Raw genomic sequence first — 22825 nt, 5'->3', positions numbered from 1 at the left:
GAAGAGGAAAGATGGCAAAACAGTCCATTTTCGGGCGCATCTCGCAGTTGCTGAAGGCGAACGTCAACGCGCTCATCGACCAGGCGGAAGACCCGGAGAAGATGCTCGACCAGATGGTCCGCGACTTCACCAACAGCATCGCAGACGCCGAGAGCGCGATCGCAGAGACGATCGGCAATCTCCGCCTGCTCGAAGACGACCACGCGGAAGACGTCGAGGCCGCATCCACGTGGGGTCAGAAGGCTCTCGCGGCCAGCAAGCAGGCGGACACCTACCGGGCGGGAGGAGACGCGGCCAACGCCGACAAGTTCGACAACCTCGCCAAGGTCGCCCTGCAGCGCCAGATCTCCTCGGAGAACGAGGCGAAGGCCGCAGAACCGCAGATCGCCGCGCAGACCGAGGTGGTGGACAAGCTCAAGTCGGGCCTCAACGGCATGAAGACCAAGCTCGAGCAGCTCAAGAGCAAGCGCTCCGAGCTGATCGCTCGCGCCAAGAGCGCGCAGGCGCAGTCGCAGGTGATGGATGCGGTCAAGAGCATCGACATCCTCGACCCCACCAGCGAGGTCGGCAGGTTCGAGGACAAGATCCGCCGCGAGGAGGCGAAGGTGCGCGGGGCGTCGGAGCTCGCGGCGTCCAGCCTGGATGCGCAGTTCAACCAGCTCGACGATCTCGGAGAGCTGACAGAGGTCGAGGCGCGCCTCGCCGCCCTCAAGACAGGCGGGGCGCCGGCGCAGGCCGCCGTGACGGCCGATCCGGCGTCGTCGGCTCCGTACACCCCCGGCCAGTGACCGCACGCTGCGCCCGGCAGGGCGCTGACCACCGGAAGGATGCGAGGCGTAGATGAGCAGCGCATCCTTCCTGGTGGTGCCGCAGTGGCAGGGCTCAGGCTCGTCGAGGGCGATGCGGCTCATCGACGGCGCCGAGGCGATCAGGGGCGACCTGCCCGCTGCGGCGACGACGGTCGTTCCCGTGCCTGCCGCGGCCGGTGAGTCGCTCGGGACGGGCGTGAGCAGGTTCTCCGCGCTCGCGACGGTGCGCGACGCCGCCGCGGCAGAGCTGATGCTGCTCGAGGCGCCCGTCGTCACGATCGGCGGAGACTGCGCCGCCGACCTCGCGAGCGTGCAGCACGCGGTGGCGGGCGCCCCCGATGGGTCGGTGGCGCTGGTCTGGTTCGACGCCCACGCCGACATCAACGACGTCGGCTCGTCGCCGTCGAGCGCGTTCCACGGGATGGTCGTGCGCGCCCTCCTCGGCGACGCCCCCGACGGGCTCGCGTCCTCCGGTCCATCGCTCCTCTCCCCCGGCAACGTCGTCCTCGCGGGGACGCGCGCCATCGACGACGGCGAGTCAACGTATATCGAGGAGACGGGCATCAGGATGCTCGGGCCAGGGGAGCTCGACGACCCAGCGGTGATCGTCGCCGCCGTCGAGGCGACAGGGGCGACCTCGGTGTACGTGCACATCGACCTCGACGTCCTCGACCCTGCCACGATCAGCGGAGTCGGGTATCCGGAGCCGTTCGGGGTGCAGCCGGAAGCACTGTGCGACGCTGTGCGCGCCCTGCGCGGCCGGTTCGGGCTCGCCGGGGCCGCGATCACGGAGTTCGCGCCGGAGTCTCCGGATGCGGCAGGGCACGACATGGCGGTGATCCTGCGGATTCTGGGCGCGCTGACCGGGCGGCTGGAGACGAACGGCGGCGGGGCGCCCACGGGTGGGACTTCCACGGGTGGGTCCTCGGCGGGCGGTTCCTCCACAACCGGCTCTGCGCGGCATCTCTCCACAGATCCTCGCCCCGCCGATGACGGGTCGTGACCGTCGAGGTAGCTTGGGAGACATGACCGCACCCAAGATCATCACCGAGCGGCGGGGACACATCCTGCTCATCGGATTCAACCGACCGGAGAAGCGCAACGCCGCCGACTTCGAGCTCCTCCGACAGCTCGCCGACGCATACGGCGTCCTCGAAAGGGACCCGGAGCTGAGGGTCGGGCTGGTGTACGCGGTCGGCGATCATTTCACCGCCGGCCTCGACCTCGGGGACATCGGGCCGCGCATCGGAGCGGACGGCCTCACGATCGAGGGTCCGGACGGCATCAACCCGTGGCAGGTCTCCGGCCAGCAGCTCAGCAAGCCGGTCGTGATCGCCGTGCACGGCACCTGTCTCACCCTCGGGATCGAGCTGATCCTGGCGAGCGACATCGCCGTCGCCGCCCGGTCCACCACGTTCGGCCAGATCGAGGTCTCGCGCGGCATCCTGCCGTTCGGCGGCGCCACCATCCGGTTCCCTCGCGCCGTCGGCTGGGGCAACGCGATGCGCTACATCCTCACCGGAGACAGCTTCGACGCCGAGGAGGCCCACCGCATCGGACTGGTGCAGGAGCTCGTCGACGACGGGGAGCAGTTCGACAGAGCGCTCGCCATCGCAGAACGGGTCGCCGCCCAGGCGCCTCTTGCCGTGCAGGCGGCGCTCGCCAACGCCAAGCGCGCCGTCCGCGACGGAGACGCGGCAGCAGAGGCCGAACTGCAGCCGGCGCTCGTGCGTCTCGCCACCAGCGAAGACGCGGCGATCGGGATGCAGGCCTTCCTCACCAGGACGGAAGCGGAGTTCGTGGGGCGCTGAGCCCGACGGCCACCGCGGCGCCACCGACCACGACAGCGCACCGAACATCGCAGCGCACCGAACACGAAGTAACGACAGGAGAGAGCATGAGCGGCAACGAGTACGACGTCATCGTGATCGGCGCTGGGGCAGTGGGCGAGAACGTCGCCGACCGCGCGGTGCAGGGCGGGATGCGCACTGTCATCGTCGAGGCGGAGCTGGTCGGGGGCGAGTGCTCGTACTGGGCCTGTATGCCGTCGAAAGCGCTGCTGCGCAGCGGCGCGCTCCTTCGGGCGGCGCAGAAGGTCGGCGGAACGCGTGAGGCCGTCACGGGTCCCCTCGACGTCGAGGCCGTGTTGCGGCGCCGCGACGTGATGACGAGCGACTGGAAGGACGACGGGCAGGTCGAATGGCTCAACGGAGCAGGCATCGGCCTGGTCCGGGGGCACGCGGTGATCACCGCAGCCAGGGAAGTAACGGTGACGGCGGACGACGGCACGGTGACGGTGCTCACCGCCAAGCACGCCGTCGCCGTCTGCACCGGTTCTGCCGCGCTCCTCCCCGACGTGCCGGGACTCCGCGAGAGCGAGCCGTGGACGAGCAGGGACGCCACGAGCGTGCAGCGGGTTCCCGTGTCGCTCGCGATCCTCGGCGGAGGCGTCGTCGGCGTCGAGATGGCGACCGCGTACGCCGGGTTCGGTACCGAGGTCCACCTCATCTCGCGCAGCGGGCTGCTCGGCGGCAACGAACCGTTCGCAGGAGAGCTCGTCGCCGACTCCCTGCGCGAACTCGGCGCGACGCTGCACCTGGACGTCTCGCCGACGTCGGTCGCGCGCACGGACAACGACGGCTTCCTGCTCACCCTGGACGACGGCAGCACGGTCGAGGCGGACGAACTGCTCGTCGCGACCGGCCGCATCCCCCACACCGCCGATCTCGGTCTCGAAGCCTTCGGCCTCGAAGGCGGCGCCTGGCTGTCGGTCGACGATTCCATGCGCGTCCTCGGCTCGGACGGCGAGCCGGTGGACGGCGGCTGGCTCTACGGTGTCGGCGACGTGAACCACCGCGCCCTGCTCACGCACCAGGGCAAGTACCAGGCACGGGCGGCAGGCGACGCCATCGCGGCCAGGGCGAAGGGCGCGAACGTGTCGCTGGAGCCGTGGGGCACCTACGTCGCGACCGCCGATCACCAGTCGGTGCCCCAGGTCACCTTCACCGATCCCGAGGTCGCCTCTGTCGGCCTCACCGCTGCCGCAGCGGAGAAGGCCGGCTACCGCACCAGGGTCGTCGACTACGAGATCAGCGGAGTGGCCGGAGCGAGCATCGTGGCGGACAACTACGTCGGCAAGGCCAGGATGGTCGTCGACGAAGACCGGGGGGTGATCCTCGGCGCTACCTTCGTCGGACAGGACGTCGGCGAGCTCCTGCACTCGGCGACCATCGCCGTCGTGGGAGAGGTTCCGCTCTCCCGGCTGTGGCACGCCGTGCCCTCGTACCCGACCCTCAGCGAGGTCTGGCTGCGGCTGCTCGAAGCATACGGCCGACCGGAGGAGTGACGGGATGCGCATCGTCACCCGCGTGCTGTTCGACTCCCCGATCAGCCGGCTCGGCTACCTCTACGCCACCGCGGTCGGCCTGGTCTGGGGCTTCATCTGGAGCACAGGACGGGTCGAACGTCGCGCAGGACTGTTCGTCTTCCGCGGGATGCCGCAGCGCACGTTCGGCAGAGGAGGCTCGTGCGTGGGAGGCTGTTACCTCACGGCGCAGAACGTCTCGGACGACATCCTCGAACACGAGGCCGTGCACAAACGGCAGTGGCAGCGCTACGGAATGGCGTTCCCGCTGCTCTACCTCGTCGCGGGCCGCGACCCCCTGAAGAACCGATTCGAGATCGAGGCCGGTCTCGAGAAAGGTGGCTACCGATGACTGCTGAGGCAGACGGCTACCGGCGCACAATCGTCCTGACGGGGGCGAGCTCCGGGATCGGGGTCGTCGCCGCCCAGCGGCTCTCAGAGCAGGGCAACGAGGTGGCGGTCGTCGGCCGCAACCCCGAGCGCACCCGCGCGGTCGCCGAGAAGATCGGCGCGACGCCGTTCCTCGCCGACTTCGAGAAGTTCGACGACGTGCGTGCGCTGGCGAGCGCCCTGCTCGACAGATACGAGACGATCGACGTGCTCGCCAACAACGCCGGCGGTCTCAACGCCAAGCGCGAGCTCACGGTCGACGGGCACGAGCGCACCATCCAGGCCAACCACCTGTCGCCGTTCCTGCTCACTCACCTGCTGCGCCCGCGGCTGGAACAGACGGCGGCGGCCGGGCGTGATGTACGCGTCGTCTCCACGGCAAGCCTCGCCAACCGTTTCGGTCACCTCCGCCTCGACGACCTCGACTTCGAGAAGCGGCCGTGGCTGGGCGGCTGGCGCGCGTACGGAACGGCCAAGCTGGCGACCATCCTGTTCATCTCGGAACTGGCGGAACGGCTCACCGGGACGGGCGTCGACGCGTTCTCGTTCCACCCCGGCACGATCGCGACGAACTTCGGCAGGACGTCGCCGCTCATCCGGTTCGGCGCGTTCGTCACGCGCAACACCTACGGGATCCCTGTGGAGCAGGGAGCTCTGCCCCTCATCAGGCTCGCGGGCGAGGCGCCGGTCGGTGCGCCGAGCGGAACCTACTTCGACCGCCTCAAGGCCAACGGCGCAACGACCGCGCAGGCGAAGGACGCGCAACTCGGCCGCGACCTGTGGACGATCTCGGAGCAGCTGGTGGGAGTGGACAGCCGGGTGTGACGGCGGCCCGTGCTCCGCGTCAGTGGTAGGCGGGGGCGACGATCGCGTCGGCGGTCATGCCGACGACCGACTGCAGGTGCTCGCGCACCTCGGTGACCAGGGCGAAGCCACCGGTCAGGATGACGCGGGTCTCGCCAGGGCCGTCGCAGAGCATCTCGGTGGTCCAGGCGCGAACGGCACGCGTCGCGGCCTCTCCCCTGGCGCAACGCTCTCCGGTTCCCGGGCGGCCGCTGCGATTGCGGCGGGTGAGCCAGGTGACCGTCATGCGCATCGGAGTGGCGAGCGCCACGATCTTCGACTCGTCCTCGACCTCGACGAACACGCGGCCGCGGGCGCACAGCGGAAGCAGCGAGAGCTCGGCTTCCAACTCCGTCAGCGACGACTCATCGGCGACCACCAGGAACTGCACACGGTCGTCGTGGTGAGCTGTGGTCGCGGTGTGGGTCGCGTGATCGGGTCGATACATCGTGCCTTCAGTATAGGTCAGCCTTACCTAACCTCGAAGCGCTCCGAGCGGATGCCCAGCCAGCCGCACCTTCCGCCCTCCCGCCCGACGCGGCATGATCGAGACATGGAGCCTACGGCCACGAATACCATCGCGCCCATGCTGGCGAAAGCCGTCCCGACCGTCCCGGAGCCGGACAAAGTCGCGGGCGGCCTCAGCTACGAACCGAAGTGGGACGGCTTCCGCGCCATCGTCTACGCCACCGCATCCACCCCCGGCGTCGTCGACAGCGTCGAGATCGGCAGCCGCGGCTCGAAGATGCTCACCCGATATTTCCCCGAGCTGGTCGAGGCGTTCACGCGCATCCTGCCCGGACCCTGCGTGCTCGACGGCGAGATCGTCGTGCCGACGGGCGAGCCAGGAAAGCAACGGCTCGACTGGGAGGCGCTGTCGCAGCGCATCCACCCCGCCGCCAGCCGCGTCAAGCTGCTGGCAGAGGAGACCCCTGCCACGTTCGTCGCGTTCGACCTGCTGGCGCTCGGCGAGGAGTCGTACCTCGACCGGCCGTTCGCCGACCGGCGCGCCGCCCTCGAAGAGTTCGCCGGCGGCCTGCCGGCCCCGATCGAACTCACCAGGACCACCCGAGACGTCGACCTCGCCAGGAAATGGCTGGTCGAGTTCGAGGGCGCGGGCCTGGACGGCGTTGTCGCGAAGCCGCTCGCCGCACCGTACGCGCAGAACAAGCGCACCATGCTGAAGATCAAGCACCACCGCACGGCAGACGTCGTCGCGCTCGGCTACCGCATCCACACCAGCGGGCGCGGCGTCGGGTCGCTGCTGGTCGGGCTCTACGGATCGGACGGCGAGCTGCGCAACATCGGCGGCGTCTCGGCGTTCACCGACAAGCGCCGGCTCGAACTGATCGACGAGCTCGACCCGCTCGTGCTCCGCGACGACGACGGACAGACCGTCACAGGTGAGACGGAGCGCAGCCGGTTCTCGTCCGGGAAAGACGTCTCGTTCGTGCGGCTGCGGCCGGAGCGCGTGCTGGAAGTCCGCTACGACCAGATGGAGGGGAGGCGGTTCCGTCACACAGTGCAGTTCGAGCGTTGGCGTCCCGACCGGGATGCGCGCTCCTGCACATACGACCAGCTCGACCGCCCGATCGCGTACGACCTGGCCGACGTGCTCGACTAGCGCGCCGCCACCGTCACACCTTCTTCGCGCGGCTCGGCTGCACGCGCGGCGGCTCCCCCGGCATCTTCGGATAGTCCGGAGGGAACGGCAGTTCGCCGAGCCCGTCGTCGAGGTCGCGCTGCCACCAGTCGAGCAGCACGTCGATCGTGCCCGGCTTCTCGCCGAACGACTCCCACGGGTCGCCGACGGTCGCCAGACGCTCGGGGATCGTGAGCACCGTGTGCGTGCGCGGGTCCGTCGTCGCCAGCTCCTCCCAGGCGATCGGCGTCGCCACCGGCGCGTGCGCCAGAGCGCGCGGGCTGTACGCGCCCGCCATCGTCCTGTCCCTGTTGGCCTGGTTGAAGTCCACGAAGATGCGTTCGCCTCGCTCCTCCTTCCACCACGCCGTCGTCACCTTCTCCGGCATCCGCCGCTCGAGCTCGCGCGCGGCGGCGATGACCGCGTGCCGCACCTCCAGGAACTCGTGCGTCGGCTCGATCGGGGCGAAGACGTGCAGGCCGCGGTTGCCAGAGGTCTTGATGAACGCCTCCAGGCCGGCCTCGCGCAGCACCGCACGCAGTTCGACGGCCGCTGGGATCGCGTCGCCGAAGTCGGTCCCCGGCTGCGGGTCGAGGTCGATGCGCAACTGGTCGGGATTGTCGGAGTCCTCCGCGCGCGACGGCCACGGGTGGAACACCACCGTGTTCATCTGCACCGCCCACACCGCAGCCGCCGGTTCGTCGATGACGAGCTGTGGATGCGACCGGGCACTCGGGTACACCACCATCACCGACCGCACGTAGTCCGGAGCGCCGCGCGGCGGGTTCTTCGAGAAGAACTGCTCCCCGTCGATGCCGTCCGGAAAGCGCTGCAGCGACACCGGACGGTCGCCGTTCGCGCGCACGAACGCATTCCCCACCGCCACGAAATAGTTCGCGAGGTCGAGTTTGGTGATGCCGAGCTGCGGCCAGAGCACGCGGCCAGGACTGGAGATCCGCACCTCCCTGTCGCCGTGCGGACCCGGGACCGTGATGACAACTGCGTCGCCTGCCATGCTCACACCGTACCCGTCGCCGGGGCGTCGATGACAGTCGTGTGAATTCCGTGTGCGATGCGGCGTCGGCGCGCGTGCGTTCGCAAAAGTGGGTGAGAATGTTCTCGCACCCCGAGGACGGAGCGTGCACGACCCGAGGAGTTCCCCTGAAGATCGTCAGCTACAACCTCCGCAAGCACGCGGCAGGTCACGAGCTCGCGGACATCGCGGCCACATACGACGTCGACGCGCTCTGCCTGCAGGAGTGCGACAGCGCGATGCTGCCGGAGCGCCTGCACCACCTGGTCCTGGCGGACACCACCAAGACCAACCGCCTCGGTCTCGCCGTCTACGTGCGCGAAGACCGCTACGACATCCTCGACACCAAAGTGTTCGCCGTGCAGAAGTCGGTGCACGACCGGGTGCTCGCCCCCGCCAACGAACGGCTCCTCGCTGTGCGCCTGCACGACAGGCAGACCGAGGAGGACGTGCTGGTCGGGTCGTTCCACGCGGCGCCGCTGACCGCATCCAACTCGTTGCGGCGCAAGCAGATCGCTGCCGCCCACGCCGGGATGCGGTCGCTGGCGGCCGACATCCCCTCTGTGATGGTCGGCGACTTCAACTACCCCTGGTTCATCCGCGGGCTGGAACGCCACCTGACGACCGCGGGCTACGCGCTCAGCCGCAGCAGCGAGCCGACCTACCTGCGCTACAAGTTCTTCACCGGATACTTCGACTTCGTCACCTCCACCGGCTTCGAGATCCAGCGGGTGGACGTACTGCCCCGCGGCGCCTCCGACCACCGCGCGATCAGCCTGGACGCCGAACTCGCCGCCTGATCCGCGAGCGAGACCCACCTGGACCACCGCCGCAGCCCGGCGTATCGTGAGCGGCGTTCCCAGGCGAGGTGGTGCGCATGGACGATCTCGGGTGGCTCGCCGCAGGCGACTACACGATCGCGCGGGAGATCCTGGAGCGCGGCGTCGCCCTCATCTACTTGATCGCCTTCGTCTCGGCCGCCAACCAGTTCCCCGCGCTGCTCGGAGAACGCGGCCTGCTGCCCGCTCCGCGGTTCCTCCAGACCGCGTACGCGCGCAGGCAGCCGACCCTGTTCCGCTGGCGGTACTCCGACCGGATGCTCCTCGCCGTCGCGTGGACGGGCGCCTGCCTCTCACTGCTCATCGTCGCCGGTGTCGTGCAGCTCGCACCCACCTGGGTGTTCCTGCCCGTCTTCCTGGTTGTGTGGTTCCTCTACCTGTCGATCGTGAACGTCGGCCAGACCTTCTACGGGTTCGGCTGGGAGAGCCTGCTGTGCGAAGCAGGGTTCACCGTGGCCATGCTCGGCGCTCTCGACACCGCTCCCCCGGTCACCATCGTGTTCCTGCTGCGCTGGCTGGTGTTCCGGCTCGAATTCGGCGCTGGGATGATCAAGATGCGCGGCGACCGCTCCTGGCGCGACCTCACCGCGCTCTACTACCACCACGAGACCCAGCCGATGCCGAACCCGCTGAGCCGCACAGCGCACCTGCTGCCGAAGTGGTGGCACAGGGTGGAGGTGCTCGGCAACCACTTCGCGCAGCTCATCGTGCCGTGGCTGCTGTTCGCGCCGCAGCCGGTGGCGAGCATCGCGGCGGCGGTCGTCATCCTCACCCAGCTGTGGCTGGTGGCGACGGGCAACTTCGCGTGGCTGAACGTGATCACGATCGTGCTCGCGTTCTCTGCGGTGGACGATGCCGCGTTCCGGTTCGTGTTCGGCGGTGGCGGGGTCGGCGGGATCGGGGCAGACACCGTGCCCGGCTGGTACGCGGTCGTGGTGCTGGTGGCGAGCATCCTGCTCGTCGGGCTGAGCTGGCAGCCGCTGCGCAACCTGTTCGCGCACAGGCAGCTGATGAACGCGAGCTTCAACCGCTGGCATCTCGTCAATGCGTACGGGGCGTTCGGCACCGTGACGCAGGAACGCTACGAGGTGATCGTCGATGGCACGGACGACGACCCCCACGATCCGGATGCGCGCTGGCAGGAGTACGCCTTCAAGGGCAAGCCGGGCGACGTGAAACGTCTCCCCCGGCAGTTCGCGCCCTACCACCTGCGGCTCGACTGGCTGATGTGGTTCCTCGCGCTCGGCTCGCGCGACACCGAGTGGTTCGAGATGTTCCTGCTGCGGCTACTCGAGGCAGACCGGCCGACGCTGCGGCTGCTGCGTGTCGACCCGTTCGGCGGCCGTCCGCCTCGCGCCGTGCGGGCGAGGATGTTCCTCTACCGGTTCACGACCAGGGCGGAGAAACGCGCATCCGGCGCCAGGTGGATGCGCGTGGAGATCGCCGACCTCGTGCCGCCGGTGTCACTGCGCGGCTGAGCGCCGGGGCTCTCGCCCTCGTGCGGCGGCGGTGTCGGCCCCGTGCGGCGGCGGTGTCGGCCCCCGTGCGTCAGTACCCGCCGCGCTCCTCCTCCAGCTTGGCGAGGTCGCGCCAGATCAGCAGCCGCAGTCTGGCAGGGCGCTCCTCCTCGTAGTTCGCCTTGAGCGCCTCGACGCCCGAGAACGCGTCGAGTCCCGCCTGGATCGCGCGGCCGACCTCGTCCCAGGCGTCCTGCCTGGCGCGCTCGACGATCGTCAGCAGCTCCTGCTCGGAGTCCGCCTTGGCCCGGAGTCCGTCCGCCAGCGCCCTCGCTGCCGCCTCGCGGAGCGCCAGGTTGCTGGTGTCGATGTCGCGGTAGTCGTGCGGGTGCGTGGCGTCGCCGCCCAGCCCGACGACCGCGAGCCGTGCCTCACTAGCGCGCTCGGCAGCCTGGTCCTGCTCGTCGGCGAGCTCGCGCAGCATCTCCGCCGCCTGCGCGGTGTGCCTGGCAGGGTCGAACGGGTTGTCCTGCTGGATGGTGTCGACCACGATGTGGTTCTTCACCGCCATCCTCGTGGCGTAGTCGGCGAGGAGCATCCCCTCCTCCACGGACTGTTCGAGGGTCGGCGGAGCCGGTTCCTCGAGCGCGTCCTCATCGAACGGCCGGGTGCGCGGCGTGACCGCGCGCTTGCGGAACCAGTTCGGCCAGCGCATCCCTCTCCTCGGATCGCAGGCGGCACGAAAGAAGCGGCGCCGCCCTGCCATCCCATTCTGTCGGAAAACGGCGAAGGTGCGGCAGAGTGGTGACATGGCCGGTGTGCGATACGAGTTCGAGGCGGAGCTGTGGCGCTGGGAGGCGCGGCGCGACCTGTGGGTGTTCGCCAGGCTGCCGCTCGACGTGTCGGAGGACATCCGGCTGCAACCGCATCCCCCTGCCGGGTTCGGCTCTGTGAAGGTGATGGTGACGCTGGGCGGTTCGCGCTGGTCCACCTCGGTGTTCCCCGAATCGGCGGACGGCGCGTACATCGTCGCCATCAAGGGCTCGGTGCGAGCGAAGGAGGGCGTCGGGCTCGGCGATGTGGTGCGGCTCGGGATCGAGACGCTGCTGTAACGGGATGCGGTCTGCAGGGTGCGGGTTGCGGTCAGGCCGCGAGCATCCACGCCGCCATCGCACACATCGCGACGGCGGATGCGACCGGCAGCACGGCGGCGCGCGGCCGGTGCGTGACGGCGACGCGCAGCGCGCAGGCCAGGCACGCAGCGGAGAGCACGGCGACGGCCACCGCGAGCGCGACGACGAGCCAGGAGCCGCCGAGGTGGGCGGCGTGCGCGGTGGATGCGGCGCTCGCGGCAGATGCGTCGGTGACGGATGCGGGGACCGCGTGGCCGTGCACGGCGGCCAGCACGAACATGAGCGCCATCGCGAACGGTTCGAGCGCGAGGTGCGCGGTGCCGCGTCCGCGTCCGGTCGCGGCGACCACCGCGGCTGTCACCACCAGCGCTGCCGCCCAGACCCCACCGGGAATGGGGGCGACGCCGAAGGCGGAGGCCAGCATCGCCGCGGAGGCGAGCAGCGACAGTGCGGGAAGCGCGATCAGCGGCGCGGCAGCAGCACGGCGCGGTCCCACCCGCTTCGCCGCCCTGGCGACCGTCACGCTGCTCATCCCGCCACGCTAGATCCCGGCAGTCGCCTGCGGTGTGCCGCCCGCGCATCCCGCTTGCGTGCCCCCGCACGATTCGTCGTCCGGCGGGCGGAGGCGTGCACCGGCACGCGTGATACGATCCGTGTCACGGATCGTATACAGTGTCGTCCCGATTCAGATGAGGTGACTGTGCCATACCCGACAACGCAGGCCGTCAGCGCGTCACGCGTGACCACGTCCGTCGCGAGGAACTTCAGCGAGTTCCGCACGGCGGTGTCCGAGTCGTTCGTTCCCCTGCACGTGACCAGTTCCCGCCCAGACCCGTTCTGGGGGCGCATCCGGTCGGCGGACGCCGACGAGGTGCACGTCTCCGAGGTGAGCGCCGCCGAGCACGTCGTCGAGCGGACGCCAGAGCTCATCGCGCGCTCCGACCGGCACTACTTCAAGCTCAGCCTGCAGCTCTCCGGCACCGGCCTGCTCATCCAGGACAACAGGGAGGCCGTGCTGCAGCCGGGCGACCTCGCCGTCTACGACACCCACCGGCCGTACTCGCTCGTCTTCGACGACGACTTCCGCACGATGGTCGTCATGTTCCCGAAGCACCTGATCGACCTTCCTGCGGACGTCGTCGCCCAGCTCACCGCTGTGACGATGAGCGGGAAGAGCGGCGTCGGCAGCATCATCGTGCCGTTCCTCGCCCAGCTCGTCGGCAACCTGGAGCAGCTCAACGGAGCAACGGGCGCGCGGCTCGCGCACAGCGCGCTCGACCTGGTGACCACGATGTTCGCCAACGAGCTCGACATCGCCAGCGGCCCCGGCAACCCGCACCAGGCCCTGATGCAGCGCATCCGGGCGTACATCGACGCGAATCTCGCCTCCACCGACCTCGGCCCGACGCAGATCGCCGCCGCGCACTTCATCTCCACGCGGCACCTGCACGGACTGTTCCGCGAGCAGGGGACGACCGTCTCCTCGTGGATCCGCACCAGGAGACTCGAACGCTGCAGGCGCGACCTGCTCAATCCGCTCTACGGCGACCGTCCGGTGGCGGCGATCGCCGCACGCTGGGGGTTCGTGGACGCCGCGCACTTCTCGCGCGTGTTCAAGTCGACGTACGCGGAGTCGCCGAGCGAGCTGCGCGCTTCCGGCCGCGCCGCCTGACGCGCGCGGGCTGCCTGGGCGCGCATCCACCTCGATTTTGTCGGGGAGGGAACGGGGCTTGACGGTCGGGGCACGATGCGGCGTCCGCCATTGATGCCGGTGGACGTTGCCGCGCACGATGGGTCAGACCCGCGCGACGCAGCGCGGGCGGAAACGGAACCCGCATGCCAGGCACCGCCCTTCCCCCGACCAGCCGTCAGGTGGTCTTCCCCTCCGCTGGGGTGATCGAGACCGCCGAGCAGTCGCTCCCCTCCCCCGGACAGGACGACCTCATCCTGCGCGTCGCCCTGGCTGGCGTGTGCGCGACGGACCTGCACCTCCTCGCCGGGCACATCGGCGACCCGTTCCCTCTGGTGCCCGGTCACGAGTTCGTCGGAGAGGTCGCGGCCATCGGCGAGGCTGCTGCCGTGACCAGGGGACTGTCCGCCGGCGACAGGGTCGCCGTCGAGATGCTGCTGCCCTGCCAGGGCTGTGCGCGCTGCCGGGAAGGCAGGTACAACCTGTGCGAGGCGGATGACCCGTCCTCCGGGCTCCCGCACGGCCGCCAGCTCGGGGTGAACATCCCGCGCACCGTCTCGCCAGGGTTGTGGGGCGGATACGCGGAGCACCTGTACGTGCCCCGCGAGGCGATCGTGCACCGGCTGCCGGATGCGCTCGCCTGGGAGAGCGCCGTGCTGGTCGAACCGTTGGCGGTCGCCTGCCGGGCCATCGCCAGAGGGAGGGTCGCGCCGGGAGAGTCCGTGGTGGTGATCGGGCCAGGACCGGTCGGCATCCTCGCCGCCGCTGCCGCACGTGCGGCAGGCGCAGGACGGGTGATCGTCGTGGGCACGCGGGCGAACCGGCTGGAGCTCGCGAGACGGTTCGGCGCTGACGCGGTGGTGAACTCCCGCGAGACCGACGCGGTGGATGCGGTCCACGCCGAGCTCGGCGGACGGCTGGCAGACGTGGTGATCGAGATCGCCGGCGCGACGGCCGCGCAGCAGCAGGCCGTGCGGCTGGTGCGGCGCGGAGGACGCGTCGTGCTCGCCGGGGCGTGCGGAGCGAACGCTCCCGTGACCTTCCTCGCCGACGAGGACCTGCTGACGCGCGAGATCGACCTGCTGCCCTCGTTCCTGTCTGCCGGCGGTTTCGAGCCGGCGATCCGGATGCTCGAACGCGCGGACTTCGACTACGCGTCGCTGGTCACCCACCGGTTCGGCCTCGATGAGGTGCGGGACGCATACGACGTGATCGAGAACCGGGACGGCGGCGTGCTGAAAGCCGTGATCGACCCGAGCGTCGGGGTGTCGGCGCGATGAGCGGGGACAGCGGGAGCACTGAACGATTCGCCGGACGCATCGCGGCCGTCAGCGGCACCACCAGCGGGATCGGCCGCGGCATCGCCTCCCGGCTCGCCGCAGAGGGAGCGACCGTCTTCGGGCTCGACCTGGAGCCGGGCGGTATCGGCGAGCACGTGTACTGCGACGTCTCCGACGCCGCAGGCGTGGCGCACGCGGCGGCCGACCTGCTCGCACTCACCGGCGGCCGCATCGACCACCTCGTCGCCAACGCGGGCATCCGCGGATCGGACACGGCGGCCGAGGAGCTGCCGATCGCAGACTTCGACGCCGTGCTCGCCGTGAACCTCCGCGGGGTGTTCCTGACGCTGCAGGCGTTCGCGCCGACCATGCTCGCCGCTGGACGGGGCAGCATGGTGGCCGTCGCATCCATGTCGGGCAACCGGGTGGTGAACGTGCCGCAGCGCACGGTGCACTACAACACGGCCAAGGCAGGGGTGACCGCGATGGTGCGCACGCTCGCCGTGGAGTGGGGCGGCAGAGGGGTGCGGGTCAACACGGTCTCCCCCGGCTACGTGTCCACCCCGTTCCTCGACGGCGACACCGCCATGCACGCGCAGTGGCTGCCGAACACCGTCCCCGGCCGTTTCGCGACGATCGACGAGATCGCCGCAGGCACCCTCTACCTCCTCTCCGACGACGCCGGATACTGCTACGGCACCGACCTGCTGATCGACGGCGGATACTCCCTGCGCTGAGACGCGCGGACAACGAAAGGAACACGATGACGGACACCGAGCACGACCCTGCGACCGACGAATGGCGCACATACGACGAGTTCGCCGCGGGGATCGACACCTACCGGCTGCCGAACACCGACCTCTCCGGCACGGAGCTCGCACTCACCCTCGACGACGGCTCGACGCTGACACTGGCGTTCGAGACGGATGCCGTGGTGTGGACCTCCTCCGCTGCCGGCGGCGGCCGTGACCCGTACGACGCCGTCTCCGCCCGCGACGACGTGATCTTCGTCAACCTGCCGCTGACGAGCGTGGAGCGGGCGGCGATCACGGTCGTCTACTCGACCACGACGCACCGAGCGCTCGTCGCACACTCGGTGATCGGCGAGGAGGAGGTTGAGGGTACGCCCCGCGTGCGTCAGACGTTCCACGCCGCCGTCACCGACGCCGGCGAGCCCACCGGAGAGGTCCCACGGCCGTCCCGCGACCTCATCGGCAAGCGCAACATCTACCGCTACAGCCCGCACCACCTCTACGAGCACGTCTACGTGTCGTCGCAGCGCTATGCCTGGCAGTGCCTGGAGGGCGTGCAGCGCGGACACGGCGACATGGACCTGTCCACCGTGTGGAAGTTCGCCGACGGGCTCTACCTGTTCTGCTTCAGGGAATTCCGGATCGCGGTGGCGAGCGTCTGGCTGCACGACCTCGGCTACGACCTGCGCACCACGGGGATCTTCCTCGGACTGAACGGCGCAGGCGAGTCGGAGCACTCGCGCGCCGGAGGCCACATCTACCCGCTCGGCTCCGTGTCGTACCCCGACGCGCAGCCGGTCTGAACGCATCCGGAACCAGCAGCATCCACAGCCAAGCGCATCCACCGATCGGAGCACGACCATGACCAGCAACCACGACATCATCAAAGCCCACTACGACGCCAGCGACCGCGGAGACATCGACGGGATGCTCGCCCCGCTCGCCGCAGACGCCCGCTGGACCGAGATGGCCGGGTTCCCGTACGCAGGCACATACGTCGGCCCTGACGAGGTGCGCGCAGGCGTCTTCGAGCGCATCGGGGCGGAGTGGGACCGATACACGGCCGAGATCACCGAGCTGATCGACGGCGGAGACACCATCGTCGGCCTCGGCACGTACAGCGGAACGTACACGGCGACCGGCCGGTGGTTCGAGGCCAGAGTCGCCCACGTCTGGCGGCTCTCCGGCGGCGAGGTCGTCGCGTTCGAGCAGTTCACAGACACCGCGCGCGTCCGGGATGCGCTCGCGTAGGCACCAGAGCGCGCACGGGCAAGAAGGGTGCAGCCACAGGCAACTGACGGCATGGCACCCGGCCGTAGGTTTCAGAACGAGATGCCACGACGAAGTGGTCGTGGCGCAACCCGAGAGGCAGGGAAGCGCATGAGGAAACACGTGTTCTACGCCACCGCGGCGCTCGCGGCATCCGCAGCACTCGTGCTGAGCGGCTGCAGCGCAGGCGGCAGCGGAGACGGCAAGGCACCGATCGTGGTCGGATCGGTCAACACCAAGAGCGGACCGGCGACCTTCCCGGAGGCGTCGCTCGCCGCAGCGGCGGTCTTCGCCGACCAGAACGCCAAGGGCGGGATCAACGGTCACAAGATCGACTACAAGGCGCTCGACGACAAGGGCGACCCTGCCACGGCATCCGCCAATGCGCGCGAGATCGTCGGAAGCGACGAAGCCGTGGCGATGGTCGGCTCGGCGAGCCTGATCGAGTGCGAGATCAACGCGAAGTACTACGAGCAGCAGAAGGTCCTCAGCATCCCAGGAGTCGGGGTGGACACCGGCTGCTTCGACAGCCCCAACATCTCCCCGGCCAACGTCGGGCCGTTCAACGACATGACGCTCACGCTCTACTGGGGCTCGGAGGTCGCGAAGCTCGACAACATCTGCGTGCTGCTGGAGATCGCGGGAAGCACCCGCCCCGCGTACCAGAAGGCCATCGACACCTGGACGGAGATCACCGGCAAGAAGCCGCTGTACATCGACGACACCGTGCCGTACGGCGCGAGCGACTACACGCCGTACATCGTCAAGGCGAAGGACGCAGGCTGCAAGGCCCTCGCGATCAACCCGGTCGAGCCGGACGCCATCGCCCAGGTCAAGGCGGCGAACGCGCAGGGCTGGAAGGACGTGAACTGGCTCTACCTCACCAGCGTCTACAGCGACAACTTCGCCAAGGCGGTCAGTGACGCGGGAGCCGGCATCTACGTTCCTGCCGAGTTCTACCCGTTCACCGACGCATCCAGTGACATCAACAAGGACTGGCGCGACCTGATGACGAAGAACAACATCCCGCTCACGTCGTTCTCGCAGGGCGGATACCTCGCTGCCAAGTACTTCATCCAGGTGGCGGAGGGCATCAAGGGCGACATCACCCGCGAGTCGGTGACGAAGGCACTGCACGACATGCAGCCGATCACGAACCCGATGGTCGGAACGCCGTACACCTTCGGAACGGCGAAAGTGCACGACGGGAACACCGCAGGCTGGCCGATCAAGCTCGTCACAGGCAAGAACGCCTGGGAGCTGAACGGCGACGACTGGATCACGATCCCCAAGAAGTGACCACCAGCGGGGCTCGCCTTCCGTGCGGAGGCGAGCCCCGCATCCACTGTTTCTGAAAGGAGCCCGGATGCTGCAGGGCGCCCTCGCCGGCCTCGCCGCCGGTGGACTATACGCCGTGCTCGCGGTGTGTCTCACCCTGATGTCCCGCCTGGTGCGGGTCGTCAACTTCTCCCAGGCCGCGACAGGGATGTTCGGCGGCTTCGTGGCCGTCTGGCTGGTCAGCCACGCCGGCTGGCCGATCTGGCTCGGCTCGCTGGTCGGCGTGCTCATCGGCGGTGCGCTGAGTGCCCTGATCGGGCTCATCATCGCCACCTGGCTGCCGGAGGCGGACACCACGACGCGCTCGGCGGTGACCGTCGGGCCGCTGCTGCTGCTCATCTCGCTCTCCTTCATCCTGTTCGGCAACAAGCCGCAGCCGTTCAGCCCCATCCTTTCCGGGCCGGCGTTCTCGATCGGAGGGGTGGTGGTCAGCCAGGTCACGGTCGCCACGGTGGTGCTCGCGATCGCCGTCGCACTGGCCTGCCGCCTGGTGCTCACCCGCACCTCGATCGGCACCAAGCTGCGCGCACTCTCAGAGCGACCCACGACGGCCGAGCTGATCGGCATCCCAGCCCGGCCGCTGAGCGTGGCGGTGTGGGCGGTGACCGGGATCATCTCGGCGCTCGTCATCATCATCGTCGCCCCATCGCAGTCCAACGACGCGACCAGCCTGTCGATGCTCATCGTCCCCGCCTCCGCCGCCGCGCTGCTCGGGGCGTTCCGGCGACTCGACCTCGCCGTGATCGGCGGCCTCGTGCTCGGCCTGCTGAGCGGGCTGGTGGCGCAGATCGACGAGGTGTCGTTCATCCGGAACTTCCTGCCGTTCCTGTTCATCATCGGATTCCTGCTGTGGACGCAGCGCAAGGAGGTGTGGGATGCGGCGCGTTAGCGGCACCCCGGCGGCACGGATCGCCCTGCCGTTCATCGTCGGAGCCATCGGCCTCGCTGCCGGATACCTGCTCAGCGTCTCGCTCTCCGGCTACTTCGTCTTCCTCGCGGTGAGCGCCGTCGTCGCCGCCATCGCGATCCTCGGACTCGGCATCGTGACGGGCAGCGCCGGGATGATCGCCCTCTGCCAGCTGACCTTCGCCGCGGTCGGCGCGTGGATCGTCTCGCTGCTCAACGTGCTGAACGCGCCGGGCGGCTTCATCGTCTGGCTGATCCTCGGCGGCCTGGCGGCCGGGGTGGTCGGCGTGCTCGTCGGCCTGCCTGCCCTGCGGTTGCGCGGGGTGAACCTCGCGGTCGTCACCCTCGGTTTCGCCGCGGCGGCCGACGTCACCCTGGTGCAGATCCAGTTCCCCGGCTCGACGGACGGCGTCTCCGTGCTCCGGCCGGACGCGTTCAGCGATGACAGGTCGTACTTCTTCTTCAGCGTGCTCGTGCTGGTGATCTGCGGGATCGGGGTGTACTTCCTGCAGAGCGGGCGGTGGGGCTCGAGCTGGAAATCGGTCGCGTTCTCCGAGCGCGGCACCGCATCCGTCGGCGCCAGCGTCCCCGGCTCCAAGCTCACCGCGTTCGCCGTCAGCGCCACCCTCGGAGGAGTGAGCGGCGGACTGATCGCCGGGCAGGTGGGGCTGCCGTTCGCGAGCAGCTTCACGCCCATCCAGTCGTTGGCGCTCTACGTGCTGGCGATCATGTCCGGCGCGTACCTCATCGACATGGCGATCTTCGGCGGCATCGTTTGGATCGCGGTGCCTGAGCTGCTGAAGCGGTGGGGCATCCCGCAGGACTGGGGATTCGTGATCTTCGGTGTGCTCGGCGTCCAGGCGCTGACCAGCGGGTCGAACCTGGGCCAGAGCATCCGGAACGCCTGGTGGAAGCGTCAGGCCGCGAAGCGTCCGGTGGAGCTGGCCGCTCCGCTCGCCGAGGAGCCAGGAAGGGATGCGGTGACCGCCGCTCCCCCGGCGACGGCTCCCGCGCCAGCAGACCCTTCCGCCGCTCCCGTGCTCGTCGTCACCGATCTCGGCGTCGCGTTCGGGCAGGTCAAGGCGCTGAACGGCGTGAGCCTCGCGGTGCCGCCGAACACGATCATGGGACTCATCGGGCCGAACGGAGCGGGCAAGTCGACGTTCGTCGACGCGGTGACCGGATTCCTGCCGCAGCACACCGGCTCCGTCTCGCTCGACGGACGCGACCTGCGCGGCCTGTCTGCCACGGCGCGCGCCAGGCTCGGCGTGCGGCGTACCTTCCAGCAGGACAGGGTGCCGCCGACGCTCACCGTCGAGGCGTACGTCCGCTTCGTCGCCCGCAGACGGCTCACCATCGCGGAGATCGACGACGCACTCGCGTTCTTCGGCTGCCCCACCGCCCGCACCCGCCTGCAGAACGTGGATGTGGGCACCAGACGCCTCGTGGAGGTGGCGGCCAACGTGCTCGCCCGGCCGCGCATCCTGATCCTGGACGAGCCGGCCGCGGGGCTCTCGCACGAGGAGCACCTGGAACTCGGCGCTCGGCTGCTGCAGGCGCCGGCCAGGTTCGGCATGTCCATCGTGCTGATCGAGCACGACCTCGACCTCGTACGCTCCGTCTGCTCGACCATCACGGTGCTCGACTTCGGCGAAGTGCTCGCCAGCGGGCCGCAGGCGGAGGTGCTCGCCGACCCCGCTGTCATGAAGGCGTACATGGGTGAAACGGAGATGCTGTGAACGCGCTCGTCCTGGAATCGGTCACGGTCAGCCGGGGCGCCGGTCCCGTCATCAGCGAGGTCAGCCTCGCCGTGGAGCCGGGGCGGATCACCGCGCTCGTCGGCCCGAACGGCGCCGGGAAGACCAGTCTGCTCGAGTCGATCTCCGGGATCGTCGCGCCGAGCGGAGGGACGATCAGCGTCGACGGCGAGTCGATCGCCAAGCTGTCGAGGGTGCAGCGCGCACGGCGCGGCATCGTGCACATCGAGCAGGGGCGCGCGATCTTCCCGTCGCTGACGGTGCAGGAGAACATCCGGCTCACCGCAGGCACGCAGGAGGGCGTCGACGAGGCGCTCGCCCAGTTCCCAGAGCTGGAGAAGCGGCGGACGAGCGCATCAGGGCTCCTTTCGGGCGGCGAGCAGCAGATGGTGGTGCTGGCGCGTGCGTTCGCATCCAAGCCGCGGTTCCTGCTGATCGACGAGATGTCGCTCGGGCTCGCCCCCGTGGTGTTCATGCGGCTGCTTCCGATGATCAAGCAGTTCAGCGAATCCGGGGTCGGCGTGCTGCTGGTGGAGCAGTTCACGCACCTCGCCCTCGGCGTCGCCACCGACGCGCTCGTCGTCGCGGGTGGCCGCGTCACGTACGCGGGCACCGCGGCTGCCCTGCAGTCCTCCCCCGAGGTCCTGCACCGCGCATACCTCGGCGCTCCCTGACCTGTCCTCGCGGGCGGGCGGGTCAGGCGTCGAGCGGGATGGTGGGGACGTCGACGATGTGGGCTCCGCCGTCCGCGACGATGGTCGCGCCCGTCACGTACGAGGACTCTGCTGAGCCGAGGAAGCGGATCACCGAGGCGATCTCGTCCGGCTGGGCGGGACGAGCCAGCGGAACGGCAGCCGTCACGATGCGGTAGCCGTCCTCGCGACTCGCCAGCCCGGCAGCGCGAGCGAAATCGTCCATCTCCTCGTCGGCCATCGGCGTCTGCACCCAGCCGGGGCAGACCGCGTTGACCCGCACGCCGTAGCGGCCGTAGTCGCGGGCGAGCGAGCGCGTGAGCCCGATCAGCGCGTGCTTGCCGACCGTGTAGCCGGCGACGCCTGGACCGGCGAACAGCCCGGCGAGCGACGACACGATCACGATCTGCCCGTGCGACTCGACGAGCTGCGGCAGAGCAGCCCTGGCGAGCACGAACGCTGTGGTGACGTTGGTGCGGAACGAAAGCTCCCACGCGGCGTCGTCGGTCTCGTCGACCGTCCCCACCCCGTGGCCGCCGGCGTTCGCCACCACCACGTCGATGCGGCCGAGCTCTGTCACGACCCTGCGCACCACCGCTTCCGCGTCCTCGCGCACGCTCGCGTCGGCGACGACGGCGACACCGCCGGTCTCGGCGGCCACGGCGTCGAGCGGTCCCTGTCGCCGTCCGACCAGCACGACGTGCGCGCCCTCCGCTGCGTAGCGACGGGCGGTCGCGGCGCCGATGCCGGTCCCTCCCCCTGTGATGACGACGACCTTGCCGTCGACGGATGCTCGGCTCAGTGGCACGGCTGCCTGCTCTCTGTTGGTGGTCGGCCCCGCGCGCATCACGCGGGGAAGGACGAACGCGCCAGATACCCGAAGTCGGAGACGAGCGCGTGCCCGTTCACCGGCCGGGAGACCGGCGACGCGAGGTAGAGCACGTGCCTGGCGACCTCGGCTGGGCTCTGCACGGGAAACTCCGCGTCCGCGAACCCGCCAGGCTGCACGCCGAGATCGGCACGCGCCATCGGGGTGTCGACGATCGACGGGCACACGGCGTTGACCCGCACGCCGTCCGCGGCGAGGTCTACGGACAGCGCCCGCATGAGCTGCAGCACCGCCCCCTTGGATGCGTTGTACGGCACCATCCCCGGCGCGGCGACGAAACTCGAATCGGACGCGAGCAGCACGATGGACGGCGCCTCGGCCGACCGCAGGTGCGGCAGCGCGTGCTTGACGATCAGGAACGGCCCTGTGACGTTGACGGCGAGCACCGCGTTCCAGTCCGCCAGCGCGATCTCGTCGAAGGGGGAACCGAACGGACCGGAGATGCCCGCGCACGCGATCACCGCATCCACTGTGCCCAGTGCGGTGGACGCAGCCGTGACAGCGGAGGAGACGGACGCCTCGTCGGTGACGTCGACCTGGATCGCGACCGCCGCAGCACCGGATGCGCGCAGCTCGGCCTCCGCGGACGCCAGCCCCCGCGCATCCCTGTCGAGCAGCGCGACGCGGGCGCCCTCCGCGGCGAACGCGAGCGCGCACGCCCGGCCGATGCCGCTGGCCGCGCCCGTCACGAGCACGCCGCGGCCGTCGAGCTGGAGCTCCATTCGCTGTGCCGGGTCCTCGT

General features: G+C 69.7%; 25 protein-coding genes. 19 read left to right on the top strand and 6 right to left on the bottom strand.

Going from position 1 to position 22825, the window contains the following annotated elements:
* Nucleotides 1-11 precede the first annotated feature (11 nt).
* From ACIRCZ_RS00485 to ACIRCZ_RS00460, 6 genes are all read left to right on the top strand, one after another.
* On the top strand, nt 12-788 hold the full coding sequence (locus ACIRCZ_RS00485; protein ID WP_055891932.1) for a PspA/IM30 family protein: 777 nt from the start codon (nt 12-14) through the stop codon (nt 786-788).
* A 52-nt stretch (nt 789-840) separates the two neighbouring features.
* Nucleotides 841-1812: an arginase family protein gene (locus ACIRCZ_RS00480; RefSeq protein WP_402848466.1), complete on the top strand. Its 972-nt coding sequence runs from the start codon at nt 841-843 to the stop codon at nt 1810-1812.
* Between the two features lie 22 nt (nt 1813-1834).
* Entirely contained in the window at nt 1835-2620 is a 786-nt protein-coding gene (locus tag ACIRCZ_RS00475) for a crotonase/enoyl-CoA hydratase family protein (RefSeq protein WP_055891930.1), read from the top strand.
* Between the two features lie 86 nt (nt 2621-2706).
* Entirely contained in the window at nt 2707-4155 is a 1449-nt protein-coding gene (locus tag ACIRCZ_RS00470; RefSeq protein WP_402848463.1) for a dihydrolipoyl dehydrogenase family protein, read from the top strand.
* A 4-nt stretch (nt 4156-4159) separates the two neighbouring features.
* A complete protein-coding gene (locus ACIRCZ_RS00465; protein WP_402848460.1) occupies nt 4160-4525 on the top strand; it encodes a Fe-S oxidoreductase in 366 nt (121 codons plus the stop codon).
* A complete protein-coding gene (locus tag ACIRCZ_RS00460) occupies nt 4522-5388 on the top strand; it encodes an SDR family NAD(P)-dependent oxidoreductase (protein WP_055891922.1) in 867 nt (288 codons plus the stop codon). The genes ACIRCZ_RS00465 and ACIRCZ_RS00460 overlap by 4 nt, the downstream gene beginning before the upstream one ends.
* Before the next feature lie 19 nt (nt 5389-5407).
* Here ACIRCZ_RS00460 and ACIRCZ_RS00455 read toward each other — a convergent pair whose 3' ends face one another.
* Nucleotides 5408-5854, bottom strand: a complete 447-nt coding sequence (locus ACIRCZ_RS00455) for an SIP domain-containing protein (protein ID WP_402848457.1) — start codon at nt 5852-5854, stop codon at nt 5408-5410.
* 138 nt (nt 5855-5992) lie between these two features.
* Here ACIRCZ_RS00455 and ACIRCZ_RS00450 point away from each other — a divergent pair, with 138 nt between their 5' ends.
* On the top strand, nt 5993-7030 hold the full coding sequence (locus tag ACIRCZ_RS00450) for an ATP-dependent DNA ligase (protein WP_402848454.1): 1038 nt from the start codon (nt 5993-5995) through the stop codon (nt 7028-7030).
* A 13-nt stretch (nt 7031-7043) separates the two neighbouring features.
* On the opposite strand, the gene ligD is transcribed toward ACIRCZ_RS00450, so the two are convergent.
* Nucleotides 7044-8063 carry a non-homologous end-joining DNA ligase gene (gene ligD, locus ACIRCZ_RS00445; RefSeq protein WP_402848451.1) on the bottom strand — a complete coding sequence of 340 codons (1020 nt, stop codon included), beginning with the start codon at nt 8061-8063 and terminating at the stop codon, nt 7044-7046.
* Between the two features lie 98 nt (nt 8064-8161).
* Here ligD and ACIRCZ_RS00440 point away from each other — a divergent pair, with 98 nt between their 5' ends.
* Nucleotides 8162-8881 (top strand): endonuclease/exonuclease/phosphatase family protein, encoded by a 720-nt coding sequence (locus ACIRCZ_RS00440; RefSeq protein ID WP_402848448.1) that lies wholly within the window; start codon nt 8162-8164, stop codon nt 8879-8881.
* A 77-nt stretch (nt 8882-8958) separates the two neighbouring features.
* Nucleotides 8959-10398: a lipase maturation factor family protein gene (locus ACIRCZ_RS00435; RefSeq protein WP_402848445.1), complete on the top strand. Its 1440-nt coding sequence runs from the start codon at nt 8959-8961 to the stop codon at nt 10396-10398.
* 70 nt (nt 10399-10468) lie between these two features.
* Here the strand turns inward: ACIRCZ_RS00435 and ACIRCZ_RS00430 are convergent, their stop codons facing one another.
* A complete protein-coding gene (locus ACIRCZ_RS00430) occupies nt 10469-11092 on the bottom strand; it encodes a hypothetical protein (protein ID WP_402848441.1) in 624 nt (207 codons plus the stop codon).
* A gap of 94 nt (nt 11093-11186) precedes the next feature.
* Here ACIRCZ_RS00430 and ACIRCZ_RS00425 point away from each other — a divergent pair, with 94 nt between their 5' ends.
* Nucleotides 11187-11489 carry a DUF1905 domain-containing protein gene (locus tag ACIRCZ_RS00425; RefSeq protein ID WP_055891905.1) on the top strand — a complete coding sequence of 101 codons (303 nt, stop codon included), beginning with the start codon at nt 11187-11189 and terminating at the stop codon, nt 11487-11489.
* A 31-nt stretch (nt 11490-11520) separates the two neighbouring features.
* On the opposite strand, the gene ACIRCZ_RS00420 is transcribed toward ACIRCZ_RS00425, so the two are convergent.
* Nucleotides 11521-12042: a hypothetical protein gene (locus ACIRCZ_RS00420; RefSeq protein WP_402848436.1), complete on the bottom strand. Its 522-nt coding sequence runs from the start codon at nt 12040-12042 to the stop codon at nt 11521-11523.
* 168 nt (nt 12043-12210) lie between these two features.
* Here ACIRCZ_RS00420 and ACIRCZ_RS00415 point away from each other — a divergent pair, with 168 nt between their 5' ends.
* The 9 genes from ACIRCZ_RS00415 (at nt 12211) to ACIRCZ_RS00375 (ending at nt 21176) form a co-directional block, all read left to right on the top strand.
* Nucleotides 12211-13182 (top strand): helix-turn-helix domain-containing protein, encoded by a 972-nt coding sequence (locus tag ACIRCZ_RS00415; RefSeq protein ID WP_402848433.1) that lies wholly within the window; start codon nt 12211-12213, stop codon nt 13180-13182.
* A 164-nt stretch (nt 13183-13346) separates the two neighbouring features.
* Nucleotides 13347-14480: a zinc-binding dehydrogenase gene (locus ACIRCZ_RS00410; protein ID WP_402848430.1), complete on the top strand. Its 1134-nt coding sequence runs from the start codon at nt 13347-13349 to the stop codon at nt 14478-14480.
* Nucleotides 14477-15217 (top strand): SDR family NAD(P)-dependent oxidoreductase, encoded by a 741-nt coding sequence (locus tag ACIRCZ_RS00405; RefSeq protein WP_402848428.1) that lies wholly within the window; start codon nt 14477-14479, stop codon nt 15215-15217. The genes ACIRCZ_RS00410 and ACIRCZ_RS00405 overlap by 4 nt, the downstream gene beginning before the upstream one ends.
* A gap of 26 nt (nt 15218-15243) precedes the next feature.
* Nucleotides 15244-16035 (top strand): MoaF C-terminal domain-containing protein, encoded by a 792-nt coding sequence (locus ACIRCZ_RS00400; protein ID WP_402848425.1) that lies wholly within the window; start codon nt 15244-15246, stop codon nt 16033-16035.
* 58 nt (nt 16036-16093) lie between these two features.
* Nucleotides 16094-16483, top strand: a complete 390-nt coding sequence (locus tag ACIRCZ_RS00395; RefSeq protein WP_402848422.1) for a nuclear transport factor 2 family protein — start codon at nt 16094-16096, stop codon at nt 16481-16483.
* A 129-nt stretch (nt 16484-16612) separates the two neighbouring features.
* Complete coding sequence (locus tag ACIRCZ_RS00390) at nt 16613-17800, top strand: ABC transporter substrate-binding protein (protein ID WP_402848419.1); 1188 nt, start codon at nt 16613-16615, stop codon at nt 17798-17800.
* A 67-nt stretch (nt 17801-17867) separates the two neighbouring features.
* Complete coding sequence (locus ACIRCZ_RS00385; RefSeq protein ID WP_055891884.1) at nt 17868-18728, top strand: branched-chain amino acid ABC transporter permease; 861 nt, start codon at nt 17868-17870, stop codon at nt 18726-18728.
* Nucleotides 18715-20484, top strand: a complete 1770-nt coding sequence (locus ACIRCZ_RS00380) for an ATP-binding cassette domain-containing protein (protein WP_402848415.1) — start codon at nt 18715-18717, stop codon at nt 20482-20484. Before ACIRCZ_RS00385 ends, ACIRCZ_RS00380 begins: the two co-directional genes overlap by 14 nt.
* On the top strand, nt 20481-21176 hold the full coding sequence (locus ACIRCZ_RS00375) for an ABC transporter ATP-binding protein (protein WP_055891879.1): 696 nt from the start codon (nt 20481-20483) through the stop codon (nt 21174-21176). Before ACIRCZ_RS00380 ends, ACIRCZ_RS00375 begins: the two co-directional genes overlap by 4 nt.
* Before the next feature lie 22 nt (nt 21177-21198).
* Here ACIRCZ_RS00375 and ACIRCZ_RS00370 read toward each other — a convergent pair whose 3' ends face one another.
* The gene (locus ACIRCZ_RS00370) at nt 21199-22041 is read right to left on the bottom strand and encodes an SDR family NAD(P)-dependent oxidoreductase (protein WP_402851586.1); all 843 of its coding nucleotides are present in this window, start codon (nt 22039-22041) and stop codon (nt 21199-21201) included.
* Entirely contained in the window at nt 22041-22805 is a 765-nt protein-coding gene (locus tag ACIRCZ_RS00365; protein ID WP_402848412.1) for an SDR family NAD(P)-dependent oxidoreductase, read from the bottom strand. Before ACIRCZ_RS00365 ends, ACIRCZ_RS00370 begins: the two co-directional genes overlap by 1 nt.
* Nucleotides 22806-22825 lie beyond the last annotated feature (20 nt).

This window comes from Leifsonia sp. NPDC102414 (genome assembly GCF_044765685.1).
Lineage (GTDB): Bacteria > Actinomycetota > Actinomycetes > Actinomycetales > Microbacteriaceae > Leifsonia.
The sequence above is the reverse complement of the archived record's forward strand: the minus strand, read 5'-3'. Positions and strand labels throughout refer to the sequence as shown.

Bases quoted from the DNA above. Each gene is read 5' to 3' on its own strand.
- ACIRCZ_RS00440 (WP_402848448.1), top strand. From the start codon at position 8,162: ATGTTCTCGCACCCCGAGGACGGAGCGTGCACGACCCGAGGAGTTCCC.
- ACIRCZ_RS00365 (WP_402848412.1), bottom strand. From the start codon at position 22,805: ATGGAGCTCCAGCTCGACGGCCGCGGCGTGCTCGTGACGGGCGCGGCC.
- ligD (WP_402848451.1), bottom strand. From the start codon at position 8,063: ATGGCAGGCGACGCAGTTGTCATCACGGTCCCGGGTCCGCACGGCGAC.
- ACIRCZ_RS00460 (WP_055891922.1), top strand. From the start codon at position 4,522: ATGACTGCTGAGGCAGACGGCTACCGGCGCACAATCGTCCTGACGGGG.
- ACIRCZ_RS00425 (WP_055891905.1), top strand. From the start codon at position 11,187: ATGGCCGGTGTGCGATACGAGTTCGAGGCGGAGCTGTGGCGCTGGGAG.
- ACIRCZ_RS00480 (WP_402848466.1), top strand. From the start codon at position 841: ATGAGCAGCGCATCCTTCCTGGTGGTGCCGCAGTGGCAGGGCTCAGGC.
- ACIRCZ_RS00430 (WP_402848441.1), bottom strand. From the start codon at position 11,092: ATGCGCTGGCCGAACTGGTTCCGCAAGCGCGCGGTCACGCCGCGCACC.
- ACIRCZ_RS00400 (WP_402848425.1), top strand. From the start codon at position 15,244: ATGACGGACACCGAGCACGACCCTGCGACCGACGAATGGCGCACATAC.
- ACIRCZ_RS00465 (WP_402848460.1), top strand. From the start codon at position 4,160: ATGCGCATCGTCACCCGCGTGCTGTTCGACTCCCCGATCAGCCGGCTC.
- ACIRCZ_RS00455 (WP_402848457.1), bottom strand. From the start codon at position 5,854: ATGTATCGACCCGATCACGCGACCCACACCGCGACCACAGCTCACCAC.
- ACIRCZ_RS00410 (WP_402848430.1), top strand. From the start codon at position 13,347: ATGCCAGGCACCGCCCTTCCCCCGACCAGCCGTCAGGTGGTCTTCCCC.
- ACIRCZ_RS00475 (WP_055891930.1), top strand. From the start codon at position 1,835: ATGACCGCACCCAAGATCATCACCGAGCGGCGGGGACACATCCTGCTC.
- ACIRCZ_RS00380 (WP_402848415.1), top strand. From the start codon at position 18,715: ATGCGGCGCGTTAGCGGCACCCCGGCGGCACGGATCGCCCTGCCGTTC.
- ACIRCZ_RS00395 (WP_402848422.1), top strand. From the start codon at position 16,094: ATGACCAGCAACCACGACATCATCAAAGCCCACTACGACGCCAGCGAC.
- ACIRCZ_RS00450 (WP_402848454.1), top strand. From the start codon at position 5,993: ATGCTGGCGAAAGCCGTCCCGACCGTCCCGGAGCCGGACAAAGTCGCG.
- ACIRCZ_RS00470 (WP_402848463.1), top strand. From the start codon at position 2,707: ATGAGCGGCAACGAGTACGACGTCATCGTGATCGGCGCTGGGGCAGTG.
- ACIRCZ_RS00370 (WP_402851586.1), bottom strand. From the start codon at position 22,041: ATGCGCGCGGGGCCGACCACCAACAGAGAGCAGGCAGCCGTGCCACTG.
- ACIRCZ_RS00390 (WP_402848419.1), top strand. From the start codon at position 16,613: ATGAGGAAACACGTGTTCTACGCCACCGCGGCGCTCGCGGCATCCGCA.
- ACIRCZ_RS00405 (WP_402848428.1), top strand. From the start codon at position 14,477: ATGAGCGGGGACAGCGGGAGCACTGAACGATTCGCCGGACGCATCGCG.
- ACIRCZ_RS00485 (WP_055891932.1), top strand. From the start codon at position 12: ATGGCAAAACAGTCCATTTTCGGGCGCATCTCGCAGTTGCTGAAGGCG.
- ACIRCZ_RS00435 (WP_402848445.1), top strand. From the start codon at position 8,959: ATGGACGATCTCGGGTGGCTCGCCGCAGGCGACTACACGATCGCGCGG.
- ACIRCZ_RS00385 (WP_055891884.1), top strand. From the start codon at position 17,868: ATGCTGCAGGGCGCCCTCGCCGGCCTCGCCGCCGGTGGACTATACGCC.
- ACIRCZ_RS00420 (WP_402848436.1), bottom strand. From the start codon at position 12,042: ATGAGCAGCGTGACGGTCGCCAGGGCGGCGAAGCGGGTGGGACCGCGC.